This is a genomic window from Pseudomonas sp. GD03903 (genome assembly GCF_029840045.1).
Lineage (GTDB): Bacteria > Pseudomonadota > Gammaproteobacteria > Pseudomonadales > Pseudomonadaceae > Pseudomonas > Pseudomonas pseudonitroreducens.
Window position 1 is genome coordinate 459454 of the sequence record NZ_JAOCBT010000001.1, and the last position, 18243, is coordinate 477696.

Here is an 18243-nt window from a genome sequence, read left to right on the forward strand (position 1 = left end):
GAGGAGCGGGGCGCGCAGCCAGGGTTAGGGTGAGGGGCTCTTCAGGGCTGGCCGTTAGCTACTCACCCTCTTTAATGACCCGCGGTGCGGGAGAACAACTGGATGACCACCACGCCGCTGACGATCATGCACATTCCCAGTACCGCGGCGGTGTCGAGTTTCTGCTGGTAGAGGAACAGCGCGGCAACGCTGACCAGTACGATGCCCAGGCCGGCCCAGATGGCGTAGGCGATGCCCACGGGAATGCTGCGCACCACCAGGGTGAGCATCCAGAAGGAAATGGCGTAGCCGACGATGACCAGGATCAGCGGCAGGGGCGTGGAAAGGCCTTTGACCGACTTCAGCGAAGCGGTGGCGACGACTTCGGCGACGATGGCGATGGCGAGGTAGAAATAGCCGGGCATGGTGGGTGCTCCCCGGAACGACACGCCGCTCGGTATGAGCGACACGCTGCTGACGTTCGATTCTGCCGGGCATTCTAGTCTTCCCGGCGATGGGATAAAGTCATTACCTATCTGCTTTTGAGATAGGTGATGGAGGCAAGTCATGCAGTGGAACCTGGACCAGTTGCGTCTCTTCGTCAGTGTCGCCGACCAGTCTTCCTTCTCGGCAGCGGCGCGCCAGCTGCAGCGCGTGCAGTCGGCGGTGAGTTCGTCCATCGCCCTGCTGGAAAGCGACCTGGGCGTGACCCTGTTCGAACGCAGCAGTGGCCGCCAGCCGGTGCTGACCGCCGAAGGGCGCGCGCTGCTGGATGAGGCACGGGAAGTGTTGCGCCAGTGCGAGCGCCTGGAGAGCCGCGCCCGCTCGCTGGTCTGCGGCACCGAGCCGCTGTTGCGCCTGGCCCAGGACGAGGCGATGCCCTACCAACCGGTGCTCTCGGGCCTGGAAGCGCTGGCGCAGGAATTCCCCAGCGTGGAGGTGCAGCTCTCCAGCAGCGCCCAGGGCGACGTGGCGCGCAAGCTGCTGGAGCGCCGTGCGGACCTGGGCTTGCTGTTCCATCACGAGGGCATGCCGGAGGAACTCGAGCGGCAGCGCCTGGGCACCATCGAGATGGTCACCGTGTGCGGCGCCGGGCATGAGCTGGCGAAGCTCGACTATGCCGACCGCCGCGAGCTGGCGCGGCATCGCCAGTTGCTGATGGCCCCGCAGGACAGCCATTACCCCGGCGGCGAGCAGATCAGCCCGCTGGTCTGGCGCGCCGACAGCTTCTACGCCATGGCCGAACTGCTGATGCGCGACCTCGGCTGGGCCTGGTTGCCGACCCACGTGGCGCAGTACCCGGCCTACCAGCCGCTGCTGGTCGAACTGGCCAGCGACTGGACGCCGCCGCCGCTGGTGGTGGAGCTGGTCTGGCGCCGCGACGAGCCGCTGGGGCCGGCGGCGAACTGGTTGGGCGACTGCTTCGCGGAGCATCTCGCCGCGCCGGTCTGACGAGATTTTCGTAGGGCGAATAACCTGGAACAGGTTATCCGCCGGCTCTTGCTCGGCGGATAACGCTGGCGCGTTATACGCCCTACGACTGAGCAGCTTCCGTAGGAGCGGACTCTGTCCGCGATGATTTCCCCACGCGCCGGTGGCCGATCGCGGACGAAGTCCGTTCCTACGTGCCTCCCACCTCATGCGCCAATTGCAGCGGGCCGGGCGGGTAATTTGCTACTCTCCGCCGCCATGAACCGGACCCTCTATACCCTGCTGTTCCACCTGGGCCTGCCGCTGGTCGCGCTGCGCCTGTTCCTGCGTTCGCGCAAGGCCCCGGCCTATGCCCAGCGCGTCGGCGAGCGCTTCGCCCTCGGCCTGCCGGCGCTCAAGCCCGGCGGCATCTGGGTGCACGCGGTGTCGGTGGGCGAGAGCATCGCCGCCGCGCCGATGATCCGCGCGCTGATGCAACGCCATCCCGGCCTGCCGATCAGTGTCACCTGCATGACGCCCACCGGCTCCGAGCGCATCCGCGCACTGTTCGGCGACCAGGTGCAGCACTGCTACCTGCCGTACGACCTGCCCTGGGCGGCGGCGCGCTTCCTCGACCGCGCGCGGCCGGTGCTGGGCGTGATCATGGAAACCGAGCTGTGGCCCAACCACATCCACCAGTGCGCCAAGCGCGGCATTCCGGTGGCGCTGGCCAACGCACGGCTGTCCGAACGTTCGGCGCGCGGCTACGCGCGCTTCGCCGGGCTGACCCGGCCGATGCTCGAAGAGATGAGCTGGATCGCCGTGCAGACCGAGGCCGAAGCCGAGCGCTTCCGCCAGCTCGGCGCGCGCCCGGACTGCGTGAGCGTGACCGGTTCGATCAAGTTCGACCTGACCATCGACCCTGAACTGCTGGTCCGAGCCGCTGACCTGCGCAGCCAATGGCAAGCACAGCAGCGGCCGATCTGGATCGCTGCCAGCACCCACGCCGGCGAAGACGAGATCGTCCTCGCGGCGCACCGCCAACTGCTGGAAAAGCATCCGGAGGCGCTGCTGATCCTGGTGCCACGTCACCCGGAGCGCTTCGGCCCGATGTTCGAGTTGTGCCAGCGTGAAGGCTTCCATACCCAGCGCCGCTCCACCGGGGAGCTGGTCACAGCGGACACCCAGGTCCTGCTGGGCGACACCATGGGCGAACTGCTGTTCCTCTACGCGCTGGCCGACGTCGCCTTCGTCGGTGGCAGCCTGGTGCCCAATGGCGGCCACAACCTGCTGGAGCCGGCGGCGCTGGGCAAGCCGGTGCTGTCCGGCCCGCACCTGTTCAACTTCCTGGAAATCGCTGCACAACTGCGCGAGGTCGGCGCACTGCGCGAAGTGGCCGACGCGCCGTCGCTGGCGGTGGCCGTGGCCGCCTTGTGGGATGAACCGGCCAGCGCCGAGCGCATGGCCGAGGCTGGGTTGGGGGTGATGAAGGCCAACCAGGGCGCGTTGGCGCGCTTGCTGGATGGCCTCGGCAGGTTGATCAAGGGCTGATTGGCATTGGCGCTGACCCTCTCCCGGAGGGAGAGGGGACCGCTCGGTGCCAGGTGGCACGCTGAGTCAGCCGGAGACAGCAGTTTTAAACGCCTCGCCGACAGGTTGCCTGCCGACCTGCCCCCTCTCCCTCAGGGAGAGGGCTGGGGTGAGGGGAGAGGCTCCAGAGTTTCCCGGGACCTCGACTGTAGGAGCGAGCTTGCTCGCGAACGCTCTTTCGGCAGCAACAGCATCAGGCAGGTTCGCGAGCAAGCTCGCTCCTACGAAAAGCCCCGAAACTTCAGAACGTCGGCGGGGTAATCACCCACAGCACCACGGCGTCCACGTCACCCGGATTGCCATAACGGTGCGGCTCCTGGCTGGAATAGCTGAAGCTGTCGCCCTCATTGAGCAGGAAATAACGTTCGCCCACCCATAGCTCGAACGTGCCGCTGAGCAAATAACCGGCTTCCTCGCCCTCGTGGCTGTAGCTCTGCTGGCTGTAGGTGCCGGGCGGAAATTTCGAGTGGAGGATTTCCAGCTGGCGGCTGGGCTGCGGGCTGAGCAGTTCGTCGACGATGCCGTCCTCGTAATGCACGCTGGTGCGAGCGTTGCGCCGCACCACGTAGCCGGCGTCGGCCGGGTCGACCTGCACTTCGCTGGCGAAGAACCACTGGATGGTCACACCCAGGCTGCGGGCGATGTTGAACAGTGCCGGGATCGACGGGTAGGCGAGGTTGCGTTCCAGCTGGCTGATGTAGCCGGCGGTCAGTCCGCTCTGTTCGGCCAGTTCCGCCAGAGTCATGCCGCGCCGCTTGCGCAGGCCGCGGATGCGGGTGCCGAGGAACTGCGCTTCGGCGTTGGCGGGTGCTTCCTGCGGGGCTTTGCGGCTCATGCGAAGGGTCCGGGAGTGAAAGGCTACAGGCTACAGGCTTCAAGCGGCAGGCTGAAGCGGCTCTTGCTCCTGCATGCCGCCTGTAGCCTGCTGCCTGCGCTCGCTCTTAAATCTCCCAGCCTGCCTTCAGCCCTTCGTAGATGGCCTCTTCCGCCGTGCGCGGCGCCAGGCAGTCGCCGATGCGGCGTACCTCGGCGAGGTCGGCGATCTCGTCGGCCAGGTCGTCCACCGGCTGGTGGCCCTGGCAGAGCACCAGGGTGTCGATGTTTTCCACCAGCATCGGCTCGCCGCTGGCGGTGTGCTGCAGGTAGACGGTGCTGTCGTCGACGCCGTACAGGCGGGCGTAGGTGGTGATACTGATGCCCAGGCGGTGCAGTTCGCCGGCCAAGTGGTCGCGCACGTAGAGCGGCAGGCTTTCGCCGGCGTGGGTGCCGTTCACGGCGAGTTGCACCTGGTGGCCGTCGCGCACCAGGCGCTCGGCGATGCCGGGGGCGATCCAGTCGGCGCGCCAGTCGGTGACCAGCACCGAGCGGCCGAGCTTCACTTCGCCGCGCAGCACCTGCCAGGCGTCCACCACCTGTAGCTCGCCGGCTTCCTCGTAGGGAGGGCGATAGGGCGAGGCGCCGGTGGCGACGATCACGACGTCGGGGCGCTCAGCTTCTACCAGCGCGCGGTCGACGCGGGTGTTGCGGCGCACTTCGACGCCGGCCAGTTGCATTTCACGCTGCAGGTTGGTGGACGCGCCGCCGAACTCCGCGCGGCGCGGCAGGAGCTGGGCGAGATTGACCTGGCCGCCCAACTGAGCGGTGGCCTCGCAAAGGGTGACGTCATGACCACGCTGGGCAGCGACAGCGGCGGCCTTCATGCCGGCCGGCCCGCCGCCGACCACCAGTACGCGTTTGCGCTGGGCGGCCATCTTGCGTTCGGCGTAGATCAGTTCGCGGCCGGTCTCCGGGTGCTGGATGCAGGAGATCGGGTAGCCGCGGTGGAAGTGGCCGATGCACGCCTGGTTGCAGGCGATGCAAGCGCGCACGTCCTCGACGTGGCCGCTTTCGGTCTTGCTCGGCATCTGCGGGTCGCAGATCAGCGCGCGGGTCATGCCGCAGACATCGGCCTGGCCGCGGGCGACGATCAGTTCGGCCTCCTGCGGCTGGTTGATGCGCCCGGTGACGAACAGCGGGATATCCAGGTTGCGCTTGAAGGTGCCGGCCTCGTTGGCCAGGTAGGCCGCTTCGATGGCCATCGGCGGCACGATGTGGATGGCGCCGCCCAGGGAGGCGGAGGTGCCGGCGACGATGTGCACGTAGTCCAGGTCTTTCTGCAGCCCTTGGACGCCCTGCAGCGATTCGTCTTCGGTGAGGCCTTCGGGATCGCGTTCGTCGGCGGAGATGCGCAGGCCGATGATGAAGTCTTTGTCGGTGGCGGCGCGGATGGCGGCGATCACTTCGCGGGTGAAGCGCAGGCGGGCGTCGAGGTCGCCGTTGTAGCCGTCGCTGCGGCGGTTCACCCGCGGGTTGAGGAACTGCGCCGGCAGGTAGCCGTGGCTGGCGACTACTTCCACGCCGTCGATACCGGCGCTGTGCAGTCGCCGTGCGGCGGCGGCATAGCCCTCGATGATCTCGTCGATCATCGCCTGGCTCAGCTCGCGGGGCATCACCCGGAAGCGCTCGTTGGGCGAGGCGGACGGGGCGTAGGCCACGGCCAGCAGGCCATCGCTGGATTCCATGATCTCGCGACCGGGGTGGAATACCTGGGACAGCACCACCGTGCCCTCGGCGTGGCACGCCTCGGCGATGCGCCGGTAGCCGGGGATGCACTCGTCATCGGTGGCCATCAGCACATGGGAGGTGTAGCGCGCGCTGTCGTGCACGCCGGCGACCTGCAGCACGATCAGGCCGACGCCGCCCTTGGCGCGGGCGGTGTGGTAGGCCACCAACTGATCGTTGACCAGGTTGTCGGTGGGCATCGAGGTGTCGTGCCCGGTGGACATGATGCGGTTCTTCAGCGCCTTGCCGCGAATCTGCAGCGGGCTGAACAGGTGGGGAAACTGGCTCATCGGGCAACTCCGGATTCTTGTTGTGGTACAGCGTTGAAGCATCGGCCGCGGCGGCGGCCGGAGGTTGGACTCAAGCGTTGCGCGCCTGCCAGTCCACCGGGTAGAGGGCGTAGAAGACGCAGGCTTTTTCGCCTTCGTAGGCCAGCGGCGTGCGCTCCGGCACCCAGATCACATCGCCCGGCTTGGCCTCGATCACCTGGTCGGCCAGGCGCAGGCGGAAGTTGCCTTCCAGCACCACGATCAGCTCGTCGTAGAGCACGGTCCATTCGATGGAAACGCCGTCGAAGCGAGCCAGGCCGGCGCCCATGGTTTCGCTGTCCGCCGGGCCGATCAGGCGGCAGATGGCGGCACGTTCGATGTCTTGTCCGCCGTAGGGCTGGAACTGCAGGGCGGATTGCTGGAAGTGGCGAACCTGGGACACGGCGGCTTCTCCTGGGGCGGGCAATGCTTTCTAAGCAATTGTTGTTTAAGTTCTCTCTATGGAAATTTACCGCCAGTAAAAAATCAACTTGTTTTTTTAAAAGTGACTGGGTAGTTTCGATGCCGCTCCCGGAGTTTTCCGGAGGCAACCGCGACGTGCTCCACAACAACTACAAGAGGAGAGGCGCATGAACCGTCCCGTACGGTCCCCCCTCGCACGGCGGGTCCACCCGCTGGCAATCGATTCATCTCTGCCCTGTCTTTCTTGCTCCGTGGTTCCGGCGCGCCCGTCCTACGTGTGTGCGGCCATTCCGGCTGCGCCCGCTGCCACCTACGACTGGGGGTATGCCCGATGACTTTGCGTCAAAGCACTTTCCACAAACGCTTCTTCCGCAAGACCGCCGCCGCGCCACTGCTGCTCGCCCTCGGGCTGTGCTGCGGCGTCGCCCAGGCCGCCGAGAACATGGTGGTGGTCGGTTATGGCGGCGCGGGCCAGAAGGCCCAGGACGCGGCCTTCTTCCAGCCGTTCAGCAAGCAATCCGGGGTCGGCGTGACCCAGAGCGAATACAACGGCGAAATGGCGCGCATCAAGGTGATGGCCGACACCGGCCATGCCGACTGGGACGTGGTGCAGATCGAGGGCCCGGACCTGGCCCGAGGTTGCGATGAAGGCCTGTTCGTACCACTGGACTGGCAGCAGATCGGCGGCAAGGACCAGCTGATCCCGAATGCCGCCAAGGATTGCGGCTCGGCTGCGCTGGTATGGGGCGTCGCCATCGCCTACGACGCCGACAAGCTCAAGCCGGCGCCGCAGTCCTGGGCGGATTTCTGGGACGTGAAGAAATTCCCCGGCAAGCGTGGCCTGCGCAAGCGCGCCATCTACAACCTGGAGTTCGCCCTGATGGCCGACGGCGTGAAGCCGGCGGACGTCTACAAGGAGCTGGCCACCAAGGCCGGCGTCGATCGTGCCTTCGCCAAGCTCAACCAGATCAAGCCCTACGTGCAGTGGTGGGAAGCCGGCGCACAACCGGCGCAGTGGCTTGCCGCCGGTGACGTGGTGATGACCACCACCTATACCGGGCGCATCGCCGATGCCTACAAGGGCGGGCGCAACCTGCAGCTGGTCTGGCCGGGCAGCCTGTACGGCATGGACTACTGGGCGATCATCAAGGGCTCGCAGCATGTCGATGCGGCGAAGCGCTTCATCGCCTTCGCCAATCAGCCCGATGCCCAGGTCGACTACGTGAAGCACATTGCGTATGGTCCGACCAACAAGCAGGCCGCCGAACGCCTGCCGTCCGATCTCGCCGGCTGGGTGCCGACCTCGACGCAGAACCTGCCCCAGGGCCTGGCGATGGACGACGAGTTCTGGGTTGACCATGGCGAGGAGCTGGAAGAGCGCTTCAACGCCTGGGCCGCGCAGTAACCAGAACGTGAGCGTGGCGCCGGGGCCTCCGCCCCGGCGTCTTTTGCCTTGAGGAGAAGTGCACCATGACGTCGCTGCAGGCGCCCAGCCGCGCCACCTGTTCGCCCGAGGAATGGAAGCTGCGCGAGGAGCTGGCGGCCTGCTACCGCCTGATCGCGCACTACCGCATGACCGACCTGATCTTCACCCATATCTCGGTGCGTATTCCCGGTCCCGAACACCATTTCCTGATCAACCCCTACGGCCTGATGTTCGACGAAATCACCGCTTCCAGCCTGGTGAAGATCGATCTCGGCGGCCATGCGGTGGAGCCGTCGCCGTACAAGGTCAACCCGGCCGGCTTCGTGATCCACAGCGCCATCCACGGCGCTCGCGACGACGCCCAGTGCGTGCTGCACACGCATACCCGCGCGGGTTGCGCGGTGGCGGCGCAAGCCTGCGGATTGCTGCCGCTGAACCAGATCTCCCTGGAGTTCTACGGGCGCCTGGGCTACCACGACTACGAAGGCATCGCCCTGTCCATGGACGAGCAGGAGCGCCTGGTGCGTGACCTGGGCGATCACTATGGCCTGATGCTGCGCAACCACGGTCTGCTGACGGTGGGGCAGACAGTGCAGCAGGCGTTCCTGCGCATGTACTACCTGGAGAAGGCCTGCGACATCCAGTTGGCGGCCCAGGCGGGCGGCGAGCTGGTGATTCCACCGGAGGAGGTGTGTCGTCACACCGAGCAACAGTTCAACGCCCCGGCGCGGCCGCTGGCCGAAGGCGAGCTGAGCGATCCGGATGGCTACGACCTGGCCTGGTCGGCGCTGTTGCGCATGCTGGATCGCGTCTCGCCGGGCTACCGCGACTGATCACTCGGCCACTCCGATTCTGGCCCTCGGGCGCGGTTCATCCAATTGCGGGCAGAGTCCGCCCCTACGCACGGAATAAGGCTTGCGTAGGAGCGGACTTCGTCCGCGATGTCTCCTCGGCGGCTCCGTTGATGAGCTTGGCGCGTGGTCCAACCAATCGCGGACAGAGTCCGCCCCTACGCATGGAATAAGGTTTGCGTAGGAGCGGACTTCGTCCGCGATGTTTCCTCGGCGGCTCCGTTGATGGGCTTGGCGCGTGGTTCAACCAATCGCGGACAGAGTCCGCTCCTACGCATGGAATAAGGCTTGCGTAGGAGCGGACTTCGTCCGCGATGTCTCCTCGGCGGCTCCGTAGATGGGCTTGGCGCGGGGTTCAACCAATCGCGGACAGAGTCCACTCCTACGCATGGAATAAGGTTTGCGCAGGAGCGGACTTCGTCCGCGATGTCTACTCGGCGGCTCCGTTGATGGGCTTGGCGTGGGGTTCAACCAATCGCGGACAGAGTCCGCTCCTACGCACTGTGTGGCCCCTGGCGGGGCGGGCTGTATGGCTGAAAAGAAAAAGCCCCGCATCGCGGGGCTTTTTCGTGGGGCGGGATCAGTACTTCGAACCGGCCTTGAGCTGCGCCTCGGCGGCCTTGGCCAGGTCCGGCGGGAGGAAGTCCTTGTCCGGGTTGTAGTCCGGCTTCAGGTACGCGCCCAGTGCCTCCAGGTCGCTCGGCGCGAGGGTGCCGGCGGTCTGCTTGAGGCTGAGGTTGTCGAGGATGTAGTCGTAGCGGGTGTTGTTGTAGTCGCGCACCGAGTTGTACAGGGAACGCTGGGCGTCCAGTACGTCGACGATATTGCGGGTACCAACCTGATAACCGATCTCGGTGGCTTCCAGCGAGCTCTGGTTGGAGATGATCGCCTGGCGACGCGCTTTCACCTGCTCCACGTCGGTGTTCACCGCGCGATGCTGGTTGCGGGCGTCCTGCACCACCTGGCGGCGCTGGCTCTCGCGCAGCTGCTCGCTCTGGTTCAGGCGCTGGTAGGCCTCGCGGACCTGGGAACTGGTCAGGCCGCCGCTGTAGATCGGCACGCTCAGTTGCAGGCCGATACTGGTCTGGTCGACGTACTTGCCGTAGTGCGGCTCGCCCGGTACGCCGGAGTTGGAGAAGCCCAGGGCATCGTTGTCGCCCTTCTGGTACTGGGCCACGGCGTCGACGGTCGGCAGGTGGCCGGCCTTGCGCTGGCGCAGGGTCTCTTCGGCGGCGTCGACCGCGTAGTTGCTGGCCTGCAGGCGCAGGTTCTGCTGCACCGAGGTGTCCACCCAGGCCTTGGCGTCGTTGGGAACCGGCGCCACCACCGGCAGCGAGTGGAGGATGCCCTCGATGGCGCTGTACTCGCGGTTGGTCAGGGTCACCAGGGCCTGGAAGGCGTCATCCACCTGCTGCTCGGCGACCAGGCGGTTGGCCCGCGCGGTGTCGTAGCTGGCCTGGGATTCGAGCACGTCGGTCTTGTCGGACAGGCCGACGTCGAAGCGCTCATTGGACTGGTCGAGCTGGCGCTTGAACGCTGCTTCCTCGGCCTTGCTGGCGGCCAGGTTGTCCTGGGCACGGAGCACGCCGAAATAGGTCTGGGCGGTCTGCAGGATCAGCTGTTGCTGGGTCGCGGAGAATTCCAGCTGGGCCTGTTCGGTGGTGTTTTCCGCGGCCTTGAGCTGGAACCAGCGGTCCGCGCGGAACAGCGGCTGGCTCAGACTCGCCTGTACCAGCTGGGTGTTGCGGTTCAGCGTGGCGCTGGGGGTATCCAGCGAAGTACGGGTCGACCCGGTGCTGGCGCCAGCATTGATCTGCGGCAGCAGGCCGGAGCGCGCCTGGGGTACGGCCTCCTTGCGCGCCAGGTAGTCGGCCTGGGCGGCAGCAAGGTCGGCGTTGTTGTCGACGGCGTCTTTATAGACGTTGATCAGATCCGTCTTGGTGGGGAGCGAGGGAGCGGCCGGAGCGGGCTGTGCAGCCCAGGCAAAGCCTGTCGTTGCGGCTACAGCGACAGCCAGAGAGAGTCTGCGCAGCATTCGTTCATCCTGGAAAGTGATGCGAGGTGGGGCAAGGCTACGGTCGCCGCCGGTGGCGGTCAAGGCGCGTTCGTACGAGCCTTCCGAGGCAGGAGTGTAGCTGGCTGCAAGTACTTCGGCAGTTTTCGGTCAGACGGCGTTGGCTTATCGCAGTGCACTTGATTAGACTGCGGGCGTTCTTGTCGGGGTGCCCCATTGCGAGGGGCTGAGATCGGATAGTTCCGGATCCCGTTGAACCTGATCGGGTTAGCACCCGCGTAGGGAACAAGAAGTACGCATCCCGCGGCGCATTCCGCCCCGGCCCCAGCCCTTCCCGGGGTGCGTCCCTTCGCTGCAGCAAGCAGCTCCTCTCGTCTCAGGTTCTCCCCGGCAATCAACCCCAGGAGAGCCAGGATGAGCACCCAGAAAAACAACGTCACCCGCCTTGAACAACTGGACCGCCAGTCGACCCAGCCCTTTCCGAATTCGAAGAAGGTCTACCTGACCGGCTCGCGCCCGGACATCCGCGTCCCCGTGCGGGAAATTTCCCTTGCCGATACCCCGACCGCCTTCGGCGGCGAGCAGAACGCCCCGGTAATGGTCTACGACACGTCCGGTCCCTACACCGATCCGGACGTCCGTATCGACCTGCGCAAGGGCCTGCCGGACGTGCGTTCGCGCTGGATCGACGAGCGCGGCGACACCGAGATTCTCCCCGGCCTGACTTCCGAGTTCGGCCAGTCGCGCCTGGCCGACGCCAGCCTCGACGCCCTGCGCTTCGCCCATGTCCGTACCCCGCGCCGCGCCAAGGCCGGCGGTAACGTCACGCAGATGCACTACGCGCGCCAGGGCATCATCACGCCGGAGATGGAATACATCGCCATCCGCGAGAACATGAAGCTGCAGGAAGCCCGTGCCGCCGGCCTGCTGGATGCGCAGCATGCGGGGCAGAGCTTCGGCGCCAGCATCCCGAAGGAAATCACGCCTGAGTTCGTCCGTGAGGAAGTGGCCCGCGGCCGCGCGATCATCCCGGCGAACATCAACCACACCGAACTGGAACCGATGATCATCGGCCGCAACTTCCTGGTGAAGGTCAACGGCAACATCGGCAACAGCGCGCTGGGTTCCTCCATCGAGGAAGAAGTGGAGAAACTCACCTGGGGCATCCGCTGGGGCGCCGACACGGTGATGGACCTGTCCACCGGCAAGCACATCCACGAGACCCGCGAGTGGATCCTGCGCAACAGCCCGGTACCGATCGGCACCGTGCCGATCTACCAGGCGCTGGAGAAGGTCAACGGCATCGCCGAGGACCTGACCTGGGAAATCTTCCGCGACACCCTGATCGAGCAGGCCGAGCAGGGCGTGGACTACTTCACCATCCACGCCGGCGTGCTGCTGCGCTATGTGCCGCTGACCGCCAAGCGGGTCACCGGCATCGTCTCCCGTGGCGGCTCGATCATGGCCAAGTGGTGCCTGGCGCATCACCAGGAGAATTTCCTCTACACCCACTTCGAGGAAATCTGCGAAATCATGAAGGCCTACGACGTCAGCTTCTCGCTGGGCGACGGCCTGCGTCCGGGCTCTATCGCCGACGCCAACGACGCCGCGCAATTCGGCGAGCTGGAGACCCTTGGCGAGCTGACCCGCATCGCCTGGAAGCACGACGTCCAGGTCCTGATCGAAGGCCCCGGCCATGTGCCGATGCACCTGATCAAGGAGAACATGGACAAGCAGCTGGAGTGCTGCGACGAGGCGCCGTTCTACACCCTCGGCCCGCTGACCACCGACATCGCGCCGGGCTACGACCACATCACCTCGGGCATCGGCGCGGCGATGATCGGCTGGTTCGGCTGCGCCATGCTCTGCTACGTCACGCCCAAGGAACACCTGGGCCTGCCGAACAAGGATGATGTGAAGACCGGGATCATCACCTACAAGATCGCCGCGCACGCCGCCGACCTCGCCAAGGGCCACCCGGGCGCGCAGATCCGCGACAACGCGCTGTCCAAGGCACGCTTCGAGTTCCGCTGGGAGGACCAGTTCAACCTCGGCCTGGACCCGGACACCGCCCGTGCCTTCCACGACGAGACGCTGCCCAAGGATTCGGCCAAGGTCGCGCACTTCTGTTCTATGTGCGGGCCGAAGTTCTGCTCCATGAAGATCACCCAGGAAGTCCGCGACTACGCCAAGGAAAACGGCCTCACCGATGAGCAGAAAGCCATCGAGGCCGGCTTCCAGGAACAGGCCGCGCGCTTCAAGGACGAAGGCTCGGTGATCTACAAACAGGTCTGACGACTCAGCTACAAGCGGCAGGCTGCAGGCAAGAGCAAGGAGCCGCTCGGCGTCTGCTGCCTGCCGCCTGAAGCCTGTCGCCCAATTCCAACAATTATTCGAGCCCTGCACGCATCGTGACCACTACCGCCATCGATTATTCACCGACCTCCGCCGTGGGCAGCGCCCAGCGTGTGCTCGGCCTGCGCGACCTGTTCTCCCTCTGGTTCTCCCTGGGCATCGGCCTGATGGTGCTGCAGACCGGCGCGCTGCTGGCGCCGGGCCTGGGCCTGGCCGGCGCGCTGGGCGCGATCCTGCTCGGCACCCTGGTCGGCGTGCTGCTGTTGGCGAGCGCCGGGGTCATCGGCACCGATACCGGCCTGTCCGCCATGGCCTCGCTCAAGCTCAGCCTGGGCAGCCACGGCGCCGCTTTGCCGGCGCTGCTCAACCTGCTGCAGCTGGTCGGCTGGGGCGCCTTCGAGATCATCGTCATGCGCGATGCCGCCAGCCTGCTGGCGACCCGCGCCTTCGGTGAAGGTGGCGCCTGGGCCAACCCTGCGCTGTGGACCCTGGTGTTCGGTGCGCTGGCAACTCTGCTGGCGGTCGCCGGTCCGCTGGCCTTCGTGCGCCGCGTGCTGCGCCGCTGGGGTATCTGGCTGCTGCTCGCCGCGTGCATCTGGCTGACCTTTGACCTGTTCCAGCGCGCCGACCTGGCGGCGCTCTGGGCCAAGGCCGGCGACGGTTCGCTGTCCTTCGCCGTGGGCTTCGATATCGCCATCGCCATGCCGCTGTCCTGGCTGCCGCTGATCGCCGACTACTCGCGCTTCGGCAAGCGCGCCGGGCACACCTTCACCGGCGCGGCACTGGGCTTCTTCATCGGCTGCTTCTGGCTGATGGGCCTGGGCGTCGCCTACACCCTGGCGTTCGCCCAGGGCAGCGATGCCAATGCACTATTGCTGGCGCTGGCCGGCGCGGGCATGGGCATCCCGCTGCTGCTGATCCTGCTCGACGAGTCGGAAAAGGCCTTCGCCGATATCCACTCGGCCGCGGTGTCCAGCGGCATCCTGCTGCCGCTCAAGGTCGAGCACCTGGCGCTGGCGATCGGCGTGATCTGTACCCTGATCGCCTGGTTCGCGCCGCTGGAGCAGTACCAGAACTTCCTGCTGCTGATCGGCTCGGTGTTCGCGCCGCTGTTCGGCGTGGTGCTGATCGACCACTTCGTCCTCCGTCGCCGCGCGCCGGCCGCGATTCCCCATGGCGTGCGCTGGGGCTCGCTGCTGGCCTGGGGTGGTGGCGTGGTGGTGTATCACCTGCTGGCGAACTACCAGCCGGACCTGGGTGCGACCCTGCCGGCGCTGGTGGTGGCGGGTGTGCTGCAGCTGCTGCTGGGGCGTGTGGGCGTGAAAGTGCCGGCTTCGGCGTAAGGCGCATTGCAGCGGGATTTGGCGTTGCTTTGAGCGATCGCGGACAGAGTCCGCTCCTACCCTCAGGCCGGGCGTAGGAGCGGACTTTGTCCGCGATTGGCTTCCGGCTACTGTGAACTTCTGCGTAACGCTGCTCGCGAGCAAGCTCGCTCCTGCAGGTAGCCGGTAACGCCGAGTGTGCTCTTCGTAGGAGCGAGCTTGCTCGCGAACCGGACCTTTACTGCGCCCCGCGCCCGGGGAAGTAATAGGTCTTCACGATGCCGTTCAGGCGCGGGTACGGAATCTTCAGCTCCGGGTGCCCGACCGAATGCGGGGCGATGCGGTCGATGTCGTACTTGAGCGTCAGCGCGCCGAAGGTCAGGGCGAAGTGCTCGGTCGGCTGGAATGGCCAGTTCTTCGAGAAGTTCGGGTCCTGCTCGTCCAGCTTGTTCTGCAGGACCCACGCCTGGTGCGCCATGCGCGCCACTTTCCAGAAGTTGTCCTCCTGGCCGGGCAGAAGAATGTCCTGCAGGGTGAGCACCTTGTGGATGCGTCGATCATAATTGATGAACGCGCGGCCGGGCTGGCCGTACTCGCCGCCGGTGAAGCGATAGCTGGACAGTTCGATGATCACCAGACCGTCATGCTGTTCGCGGATCTTCGCTTGCAGGTAGGAACTCCAGCCGGGCTGGGCCGAATCGAGGAAGCGCTTCTCGTAGACGTCCAGGCTGGCGGGGGCCGCACCGTCGCCTTCGCGGGCCAGTTGCAGCAGTTGCGCGTTGATCGCGTCGTTGAGTGCCGGCTCGTCGGCGAAGCTGACGGTATCGAGGTTGAACAGCGGGCACTGTTCGCCCTGGCAACCGGGTTTCGCGTGTTCGAAGGCGGTGTGGCTCGCGCTCAGCGGCTCGTCGAGGGAGGGCTTGAACAGACCCTGGCACGCCCCCAGTAACAGGCAGATGCTGCCCAGGGCGGCAAGTTTCAGAAGTCGCATGGGAATCCTTGTCGTTGACGTTCGCCGGCAATTGGAGTGGTTCGACCGCCATCGGCGCTGCCGGTTCGGCGGCTGAGTATGAACCACTTTGGCGGAACGACGGCAGTGTGCGACGGTCACAGCAGACCGGCCGCCCGGCGGCCGCGAAAGAGGCTGCGCCTGCTCCGGCGGCGCGATAGGATGGCGCGAAGTTCAACCTAGAGTGAGTGGAACGGGATGTCGGAAACGTTCAAGCCAGGCCCCCAGGACATCGAGATCCAGAAGCGCGAGCAGTGCTTCAAGGGCTTCTACAAGGTCGACCGCCTGCACCTGCGGCACCGCCAGTTCGCCGGCGGCATGGGCCCGGTGCTCAAGCGCGAATTGTTCGTGCGCCACGATGCCGTGTGCGTGCTGCCCTACGATCCGCAGCGCGATGAGGTGGTGCTGATCGAGCAGTTCCGCGTCGGCGCCATGGACGCCGGGGTCAATCCCTGGCTGATGGAGCTGGTCGCCGGGCTGATCGACAAGGACGAGGAGCCCGAGGAAGTCGCCCGCCGCGAAGCGGTGGAAGAAGCCGGCCTGACCCTCGGCGCACTCTGGCCGATTGCCCAGTACCTGCCATCGCCTGGCGGCAGCAACGAGCTGGTCCACCTGTTCGTCGGTCGCTGCGACAGCAGCAATGCCTCGGGCATCCACGGGCTGGAGGAGGAGGGCGAGGACATCCGTGTCCACGTCATGCCGTTCGAGGAAGCACTGCAAGCGGTGCGCGACGGCCGTATCAACAACGCGGCGAGCATGCTCGCCCTGCAATGGCTGGCGCTCAATCGCGCCGAGGTAAGGGGGTTATGGGTGTGAATCTGCTGCGCGAGCGCTATCGCGTCGACCTGGCGGGGTTGCAGGCGACCTGCGAGGCGAACTACTTGCGCCTGATGCGCCTGTTGCCGGAAATGCGCGAGGCCCAGGTCTCGCGCCGCGTGGCGCTCAGCGAAGGCGAGCGGCTGCTCGGCGTGCTGGCGCTGGACGTGATCGAAGCCTGCCCGTACACCACCGTCCTGCAGGTCCGCCAGGAGCTGGGCCTGCCCTGGCTGCCGGCGCCCAAGCTGGAAGTGCGGGTGTACCACGATGCGCGCATGGCCGAAGTGGTTGGCGCCGAGCAGGCGCGCCGCCTGCTGGCCATCTACCCCTACCCGAACCAGGCGATGCACCAGCCGGACGAGAAGAACCAGCTCAACCAGTTCCTCGGCGAGTGGCTGAGCCACTGCCTGTCCTGCGGGCATGAGCTGGAGCCGGTGCTGCAACGCTGAAATCGCGATGGTGGCCATATGACATGGCTGCGCCGTGATATTCTGCCCGCCCATCGCAGACTCGTGTCCCTAACTGTGATCTGTGACGCTTTCCCGGTTTGCTCAGGGGGGCGCCTGTCACCATACTTCGTCACGAATCCCCGCACGCCCGCCTCAAAGGAGAAGGCGCATTGCCCACCCAGTCCAGCGCTTTCGACTCCGTCCTGGTCGTCCAGCTTTCCGACAGCCACCTGTTCGCCGAAGAGAACGGCCGGCTGCTGGGCATGGATACTGCCGACAGCCTGACGCAGGTCGTGCGCCTGGTGGGTGAAGAGCAACCGGCGATCGACCTGGTGCTGGCCACCGGCGACCTCTCCCAGGATGGCTCGGTAGAGTCCTACCAGCGTTTCCGCAGCCTTACCGCGCCGATTGCCGCGCCGATCCGCTGGTTCCCCGGCAACCACGACGAAATGGGGCCGATGCGCGAAGCCGCCGCCGGTACCGACCTGCTCGAACCGGTGATCGACCTGGGCGCCTGGCGGGTGATCCTGCTGGATTCCACCATTCCCGGCGCAGTGCCGGGGCAGATGACCGTCGAGCAGATCCAGTTGCTCGAGCGTGCCATCCAGGCCGCGCCGGACAAGCACCTGCTGATCAGCTTCCACCACCACCCGGTACCCATCGGCAGCCAGTGGATGGACCGCATCGGCATCTATAACCCGGAACGCCTGTTCGCCGTGCTCGACCGCTATCCGAACGTGCGTTGCCTGCTCTGGGGCCACGTACACCAGGAGATCGACCGGATGCGCGGCGACGTGCGCCTGTTGGCCTCGCCATCCACCTGCGTGCAGTTCACCCCGGGCAGCGAGGACTTCTGTGTCGACAGCCCGGCGCCGGGCTATCGCTGGCTGCGCCTGCTGCCCGATGGGGGCGTGGAAACCGGTGTTTCGCGGGTGACCGACATCGAGTTCGAAGTCGACTACAGCATCAAGGGTTATTGATCGGTCACGTTTGGAACGCCTTGCGACGCTGACCCACTTGCGGCATGCCACTTGCAGCTTGTAGCCTCCCGGCCCATGACCGCATTCCTCTATATCCACGGATTCAACAGTTCGCCCGGCTCGCAGAAGGCGCGCCAGTTTACGGCAGCCATGCAGCGCCTGGGCCTGGCCGATGGCCTGCGCGTGCCCGCGCTGCACCATCATCCGCGCCAGGCCATGGCGCAGCTGGAAGCCGCCGTCGCCGAGCTGGGCCAGCCGCTGCTGATCGGCAGCTCCCTGGGCGGCTATTACGCAACCTGGCTGGCCGAGCGCCATGGCCTCAAGGCCGTGCTGATCAACCCGGCCGTCGCCCCGCACCGGCTGTTCGACGGCCAGCTCGGCCCGCAGACCAACTATTACAGCGGCGAGACCTGGGAACTGAGCCTGGATCACGTTGCCGCGCTGGCGGAACTGGAAGTCCCCGCGCCTGTCGACGGCTCGCGTTACCAGGTGTGGCTGCAGACCGCCGACGAAACCCTCGACTACCGCGCCGCGGAGCGCTTCTACCGGGCCGCTGCACTGCGCATCGAGTCCGGCGGCGATCACAGCTTCCAGCGCTTCGTCAGCCATCTGCCGACACTCCTGGCCTTCGCCGGCGTGCCGTCCAGCCAATGGCGCGACGTGGATTTCTCCGAATTTGAAGCCATCACCTCTTCGACTGATTAAGCAGG

The 18243-nt window shown here is 66.2% G+C and carries 16 protein-coding genes and 1 riboswitch; of the genes, 10 read left to right on the forward strand and 6 right to left on the reverse strand.

The features are described from left to right. Nucleotides 1–71: 71 nt before the first annotated feature. Nucleotides 72–404 carry a multidrug efflux SMR transporter gene (locus N5C91_RS02000; RefSeq protein WP_279827440.1) on the reverse strand — a complete coding sequence of 111 codons (333 nt, stop codon included), beginning with the start codon at nucleotides 402–404 and terminating at the stop codon, nucleotides 72–74. Between the two features lie 142 nt (nucleotides 405–546). Between N5C91_RS02000 and N5C91_RS02005 the strand changes: the two genes are divergently transcribed. Both N5C91_RS02005 and waaA read left to right on the forward strand, forming a co-directional pair. Beyond that, on the forward strand, nucleotides 547–1431 hold the full coding sequence (locus N5C91_RS02005; RefSeq protein WP_279827442.1) for a LysR family transcriptional regulator: 885 nt from the start codon (nucleotides 547–549) through the stop codon (nucleotides 1429–1431). 237 nt (nucleotides 1432–1668) lie between these two features. Further along, nucleotides 1669–2940, forward strand: a complete 1272-nt coding sequence (waaA, locus tag N5C91_RS02010; RefSeq protein WP_279827444.1) for a lipid IV(A) 3-deoxy-D-manno-octulosonic acid transferase — start codon at nucleotides 1669–1671, stop codon at nucleotides 2938–2940. 280 nt (nucleotides 2941–3220) lie between these two features. On the opposite strand, the gene N5C91_RS02015 is transcribed toward waaA, so the two are convergent. From N5C91_RS02015 to N5C91_RS02025, 3 genes are all read right to left on the reverse strand, one after another. Continuing rightward, nucleotides 3221–3814 carry a cupin domain-containing protein gene (locus N5C91_RS02015; RefSeq protein ID WP_205337798.1) on the reverse strand — a complete coding sequence of 198 codons (594 nt, stop codon included), beginning with the start codon at nucleotides 3812–3814 and terminating at the stop codon, nucleotides 3221–3223. Nucleotides 3815–3920: 106 nt separating this feature from the next. After that, complete coding sequence (locus tag N5C91_RS02020) at nucleotides 3921–5870, reverse strand: FAD-dependent oxidoreductase (RefSeq protein WP_279827452.1); 1950 nt, start codon at nucleotides 5868–5870, stop codon at nucleotides 3921–3923. A 70-nt stretch (nucleotides 5871–5940) separates the two neighbouring features. Continuing rightward, nucleotides 5941–6291: a cupin domain-containing protein gene (locus N5C91_RS02025; protein ID WP_236171262.1), complete on the reverse strand. Its 351-nt coding sequence runs from the start codon at nucleotides 6289–6291 to the stop codon at nucleotides 5941–5943. Between the two features lie 351 nt (nucleotides 6292–6642). Between N5C91_RS02025 and N5C91_RS02030 the strand changes: the two genes are divergently transcribed. Both N5C91_RS02030 and N5C91_RS02035 read left to right on the forward strand, forming a co-directional pair. Continuing rightward, nucleotides 6643–7716, forward strand: coding sequence for an ABC transporter substrate-binding protein (locus N5C91_RS02030; RefSeq protein ID WP_236199054.1), 1074 nt, complete (start codon nucleotides 6643–6645; stop codon nucleotides 7714–7716). 65 nt (nucleotides 7717–7781) lie between these two features. Further along, a complete protein-coding gene (locus N5C91_RS02035; protein WP_236171264.1) occupies nucleotides 7782–8570 on the forward strand; it encodes a class II aldolase/adducin family protein in 789 nt (262 codons plus the stop codon). A 598-nt stretch (nucleotides 8571–9168) separates the two neighbouring features. Here the strand turns inward: N5C91_RS02035 and N5C91_RS02040 are convergent. Continuing rightward, complete coding sequence (locus N5C91_RS02040; protein ID WP_279827459.1) at nucleotides 9169–10623, reverse strand: TolC family outer membrane protein; 1455 nt, start codon at nucleotides 10621–10623, stop codon at nucleotides 9169–9171. A gap of 173 nt (nucleotides 10624–10796) precedes the next feature. Beyond that, nucleotides 10797–10904, forward strand: a riboswitch (TPP riboswitch). Nucleotides 10905–11016: 112 nt separating this feature from the next. On the opposite strand from N5C91_RS02040, the gene thiC reads away from it, so the two are divergent. Together thiC and cytX are read left to right on the forward strand one after the other, a co-directional pair. Then, nucleotides 11017–12897 (forward strand): phosphomethylpyrimidine synthase ThiC, encoded by a 1881-nt coding sequence (thiC, locus tag N5C91_RS02045; protein ID WP_279827462.1) that lies wholly within the window; start codon nucleotides 11017–11019, stop codon nucleotides 12895–12897. 116 nt (nucleotides 12898–13013) lie between these two features. Continuing rightward, nucleotides 13014–14300, forward strand: a complete 1287-nt coding sequence (gene cytX, locus N5C91_RS02050; RefSeq protein ID WP_279827465.1) for a putative hydroxymethylpyrimidine transporter CytX — start codon at nucleotides 13014–13016, stop codon at nucleotides 14298–14300. Nucleotides 14301–14517: 217 nt separating this feature from the next. Here the strand turns inward: cytX and N5C91_RS02055 are convergent, their stop codons facing one another. Next, nucleotides 14518–15270, reverse strand: coding sequence for an RsiV family protein (locus N5C91_RS02055; protein ID WP_279827468.1), 753 nt, complete (start codon nucleotides 15268–15270; stop codon nucleotides 14518–14520). Between the two features lie 216 nt (nucleotides 15271–15486). Here N5C91_RS02055 and N5C91_RS02060 point away from each other — a divergent pair, with 216 nt between their 5' ends. The 4 genes from N5C91_RS02060 (at nucleotide 15487) to N5C91_RS02075 (ending at nucleotide 18238) form a co-directional block, all read left to right on the forward strand. Continuing rightward, nucleotides 15487–16104 carry an NUDIX domain-containing protein gene (locus N5C91_RS02060; RefSeq protein WP_017520423.1) on the forward strand — a complete coding sequence of 206 codons (618 nt, stop codon included), beginning with the start codon at nucleotides 15487–15489 and terminating at the stop codon, nucleotides 16102–16104. Then, nucleotides 16095–16553 carry a DUF1249 domain-containing protein gene (locus tag N5C91_RS02065; RefSeq protein ID WP_045216166.1) on the forward strand — a complete coding sequence of 153 codons (459 nt, stop codon included), beginning with the start codon at nucleotides 16095–16097 and terminating at the stop codon, nucleotides 16551–16553. The genes N5C91_RS02060 and N5C91_RS02065 overlap by 10 nt, the downstream gene beginning before the upstream one ends. Before the next feature lie 170 nt (nucleotides 16554–16723). Continuing rightward, nucleotides 16724–17533, forward strand: coding sequence for a 3',5'-cyclic-AMP phosphodiesterase (gene cpdA / locus N5C91_RS02070; RefSeq protein ID WP_236199049.1), 810 nt, complete (start codon nucleotides 16724–16726; stop codon nucleotides 17531–17533). A 75-nt stretch (nucleotides 17534–17608) separates the two neighbouring features. Next, on the forward strand, nucleotides 17609–18238 hold the full coding sequence (locus N5C91_RS02075) for a YqiA/YcfP family alpha/beta fold hydrolase (RefSeq protein ID WP_236171270.1): 630 nt from the start codon (nucleotides 17609–17611) through the stop codon (nucleotides 18236–18238). Nucleotides 18239–18243: the final 5 nt, after the last annotated feature.

Excerpts from the sequence above, each read along its gene's own strand:
- N5C91_RS02000 (WP_279827440.1), bottom strand. The coding sequence starts at position 404 with ATGCCCGGCTATTTCTACCTCGCCATCGCCATCGTCGCCGAAGTCGTC.
- N5C91_RS02005 (WP_279827442.1), top strand. The coding sequence starts at position 547 with ATGCAGTGGAACCTGGACCAGTTGCGTCTCTTCGTCAGTGTCGCCGAC.
- waaA (WP_279827444.1), top strand. The coding sequence starts at position 1,669 with ATGAACCGGACCCTCTATACCCTGCTGTTCCACCTGGGCCTGCCGCTG.
- N5C91_RS02015 (WP_205337798.1), bottom strand. The coding sequence starts at position 3,814 with ATGAGCCGCAAAGCCCCGCAGGAAGCACCCGCCAACGCCGAAGCGCAG.
- N5C91_RS02020 (WP_279827452.1), bottom strand. The coding sequence starts at position 5,870 with ATGAGCCAGTTTCCCCACCTGTTCAGCCCGCTGCAGATTCGCGGCAAG.
- N5C91_RS02030 (WP_236199054.1), top strand. The coding sequence starts at position 6,643 with ATGACTTTGCGTCAAAGCACTTTCCACAAACGCTTCTTCCGCAAGACC.
- N5C91_RS02035 (WP_236171264.1), top strand. The coding sequence starts at position 7,782 with ATGACGTCGCTGCAGGCGCCCAGCCGCGCCACCTGTTCGCCCGAGGAA.
- N5C91_RS02040 (WP_279827459.1), bottom strand. The coding sequence starts at position 10,623 with ATGCTGCGCAGACTCTCTCTGGCTGTCGCTGTAGCCGCAACGACAGGC.
- thiC (WP_279827462.1), top strand. The coding sequence starts at position 11,017 with ATGAGCACCCAGAAAAACAACGTCACCCGCCTTGAACAACTGGACCGC.
- N5C91_RS02055 (WP_279827468.1), bottom strand. The coding sequence starts at position 15,270 with ATGCGACTTCTGAAACTTGCCGCCCTGGGCAGCATCTGCCTGTTACTG.
- N5C91_RS02060 (WP_017520423.1), top strand. The coding sequence starts at position 15,487 with ATGTCGGAAACGTTCAAGCCAGGCCCCCAGGACATCGAGATCCAGAAG.
- N5C91_RS02065 (WP_045216166.1), top strand. The coding sequence starts at position 16,095 with ATGGGTGTGAATCTGCTGCGCGAGCGCTATCGCGTCGACCTGGCGGGG.
- N5C91_RS02075 (WP_236171270.1), top strand. The coding sequence starts at position 17,609 with ATGACCGCATTCCTCTATATCCACGGATTCAACAGTTCGCCCGGCTCG.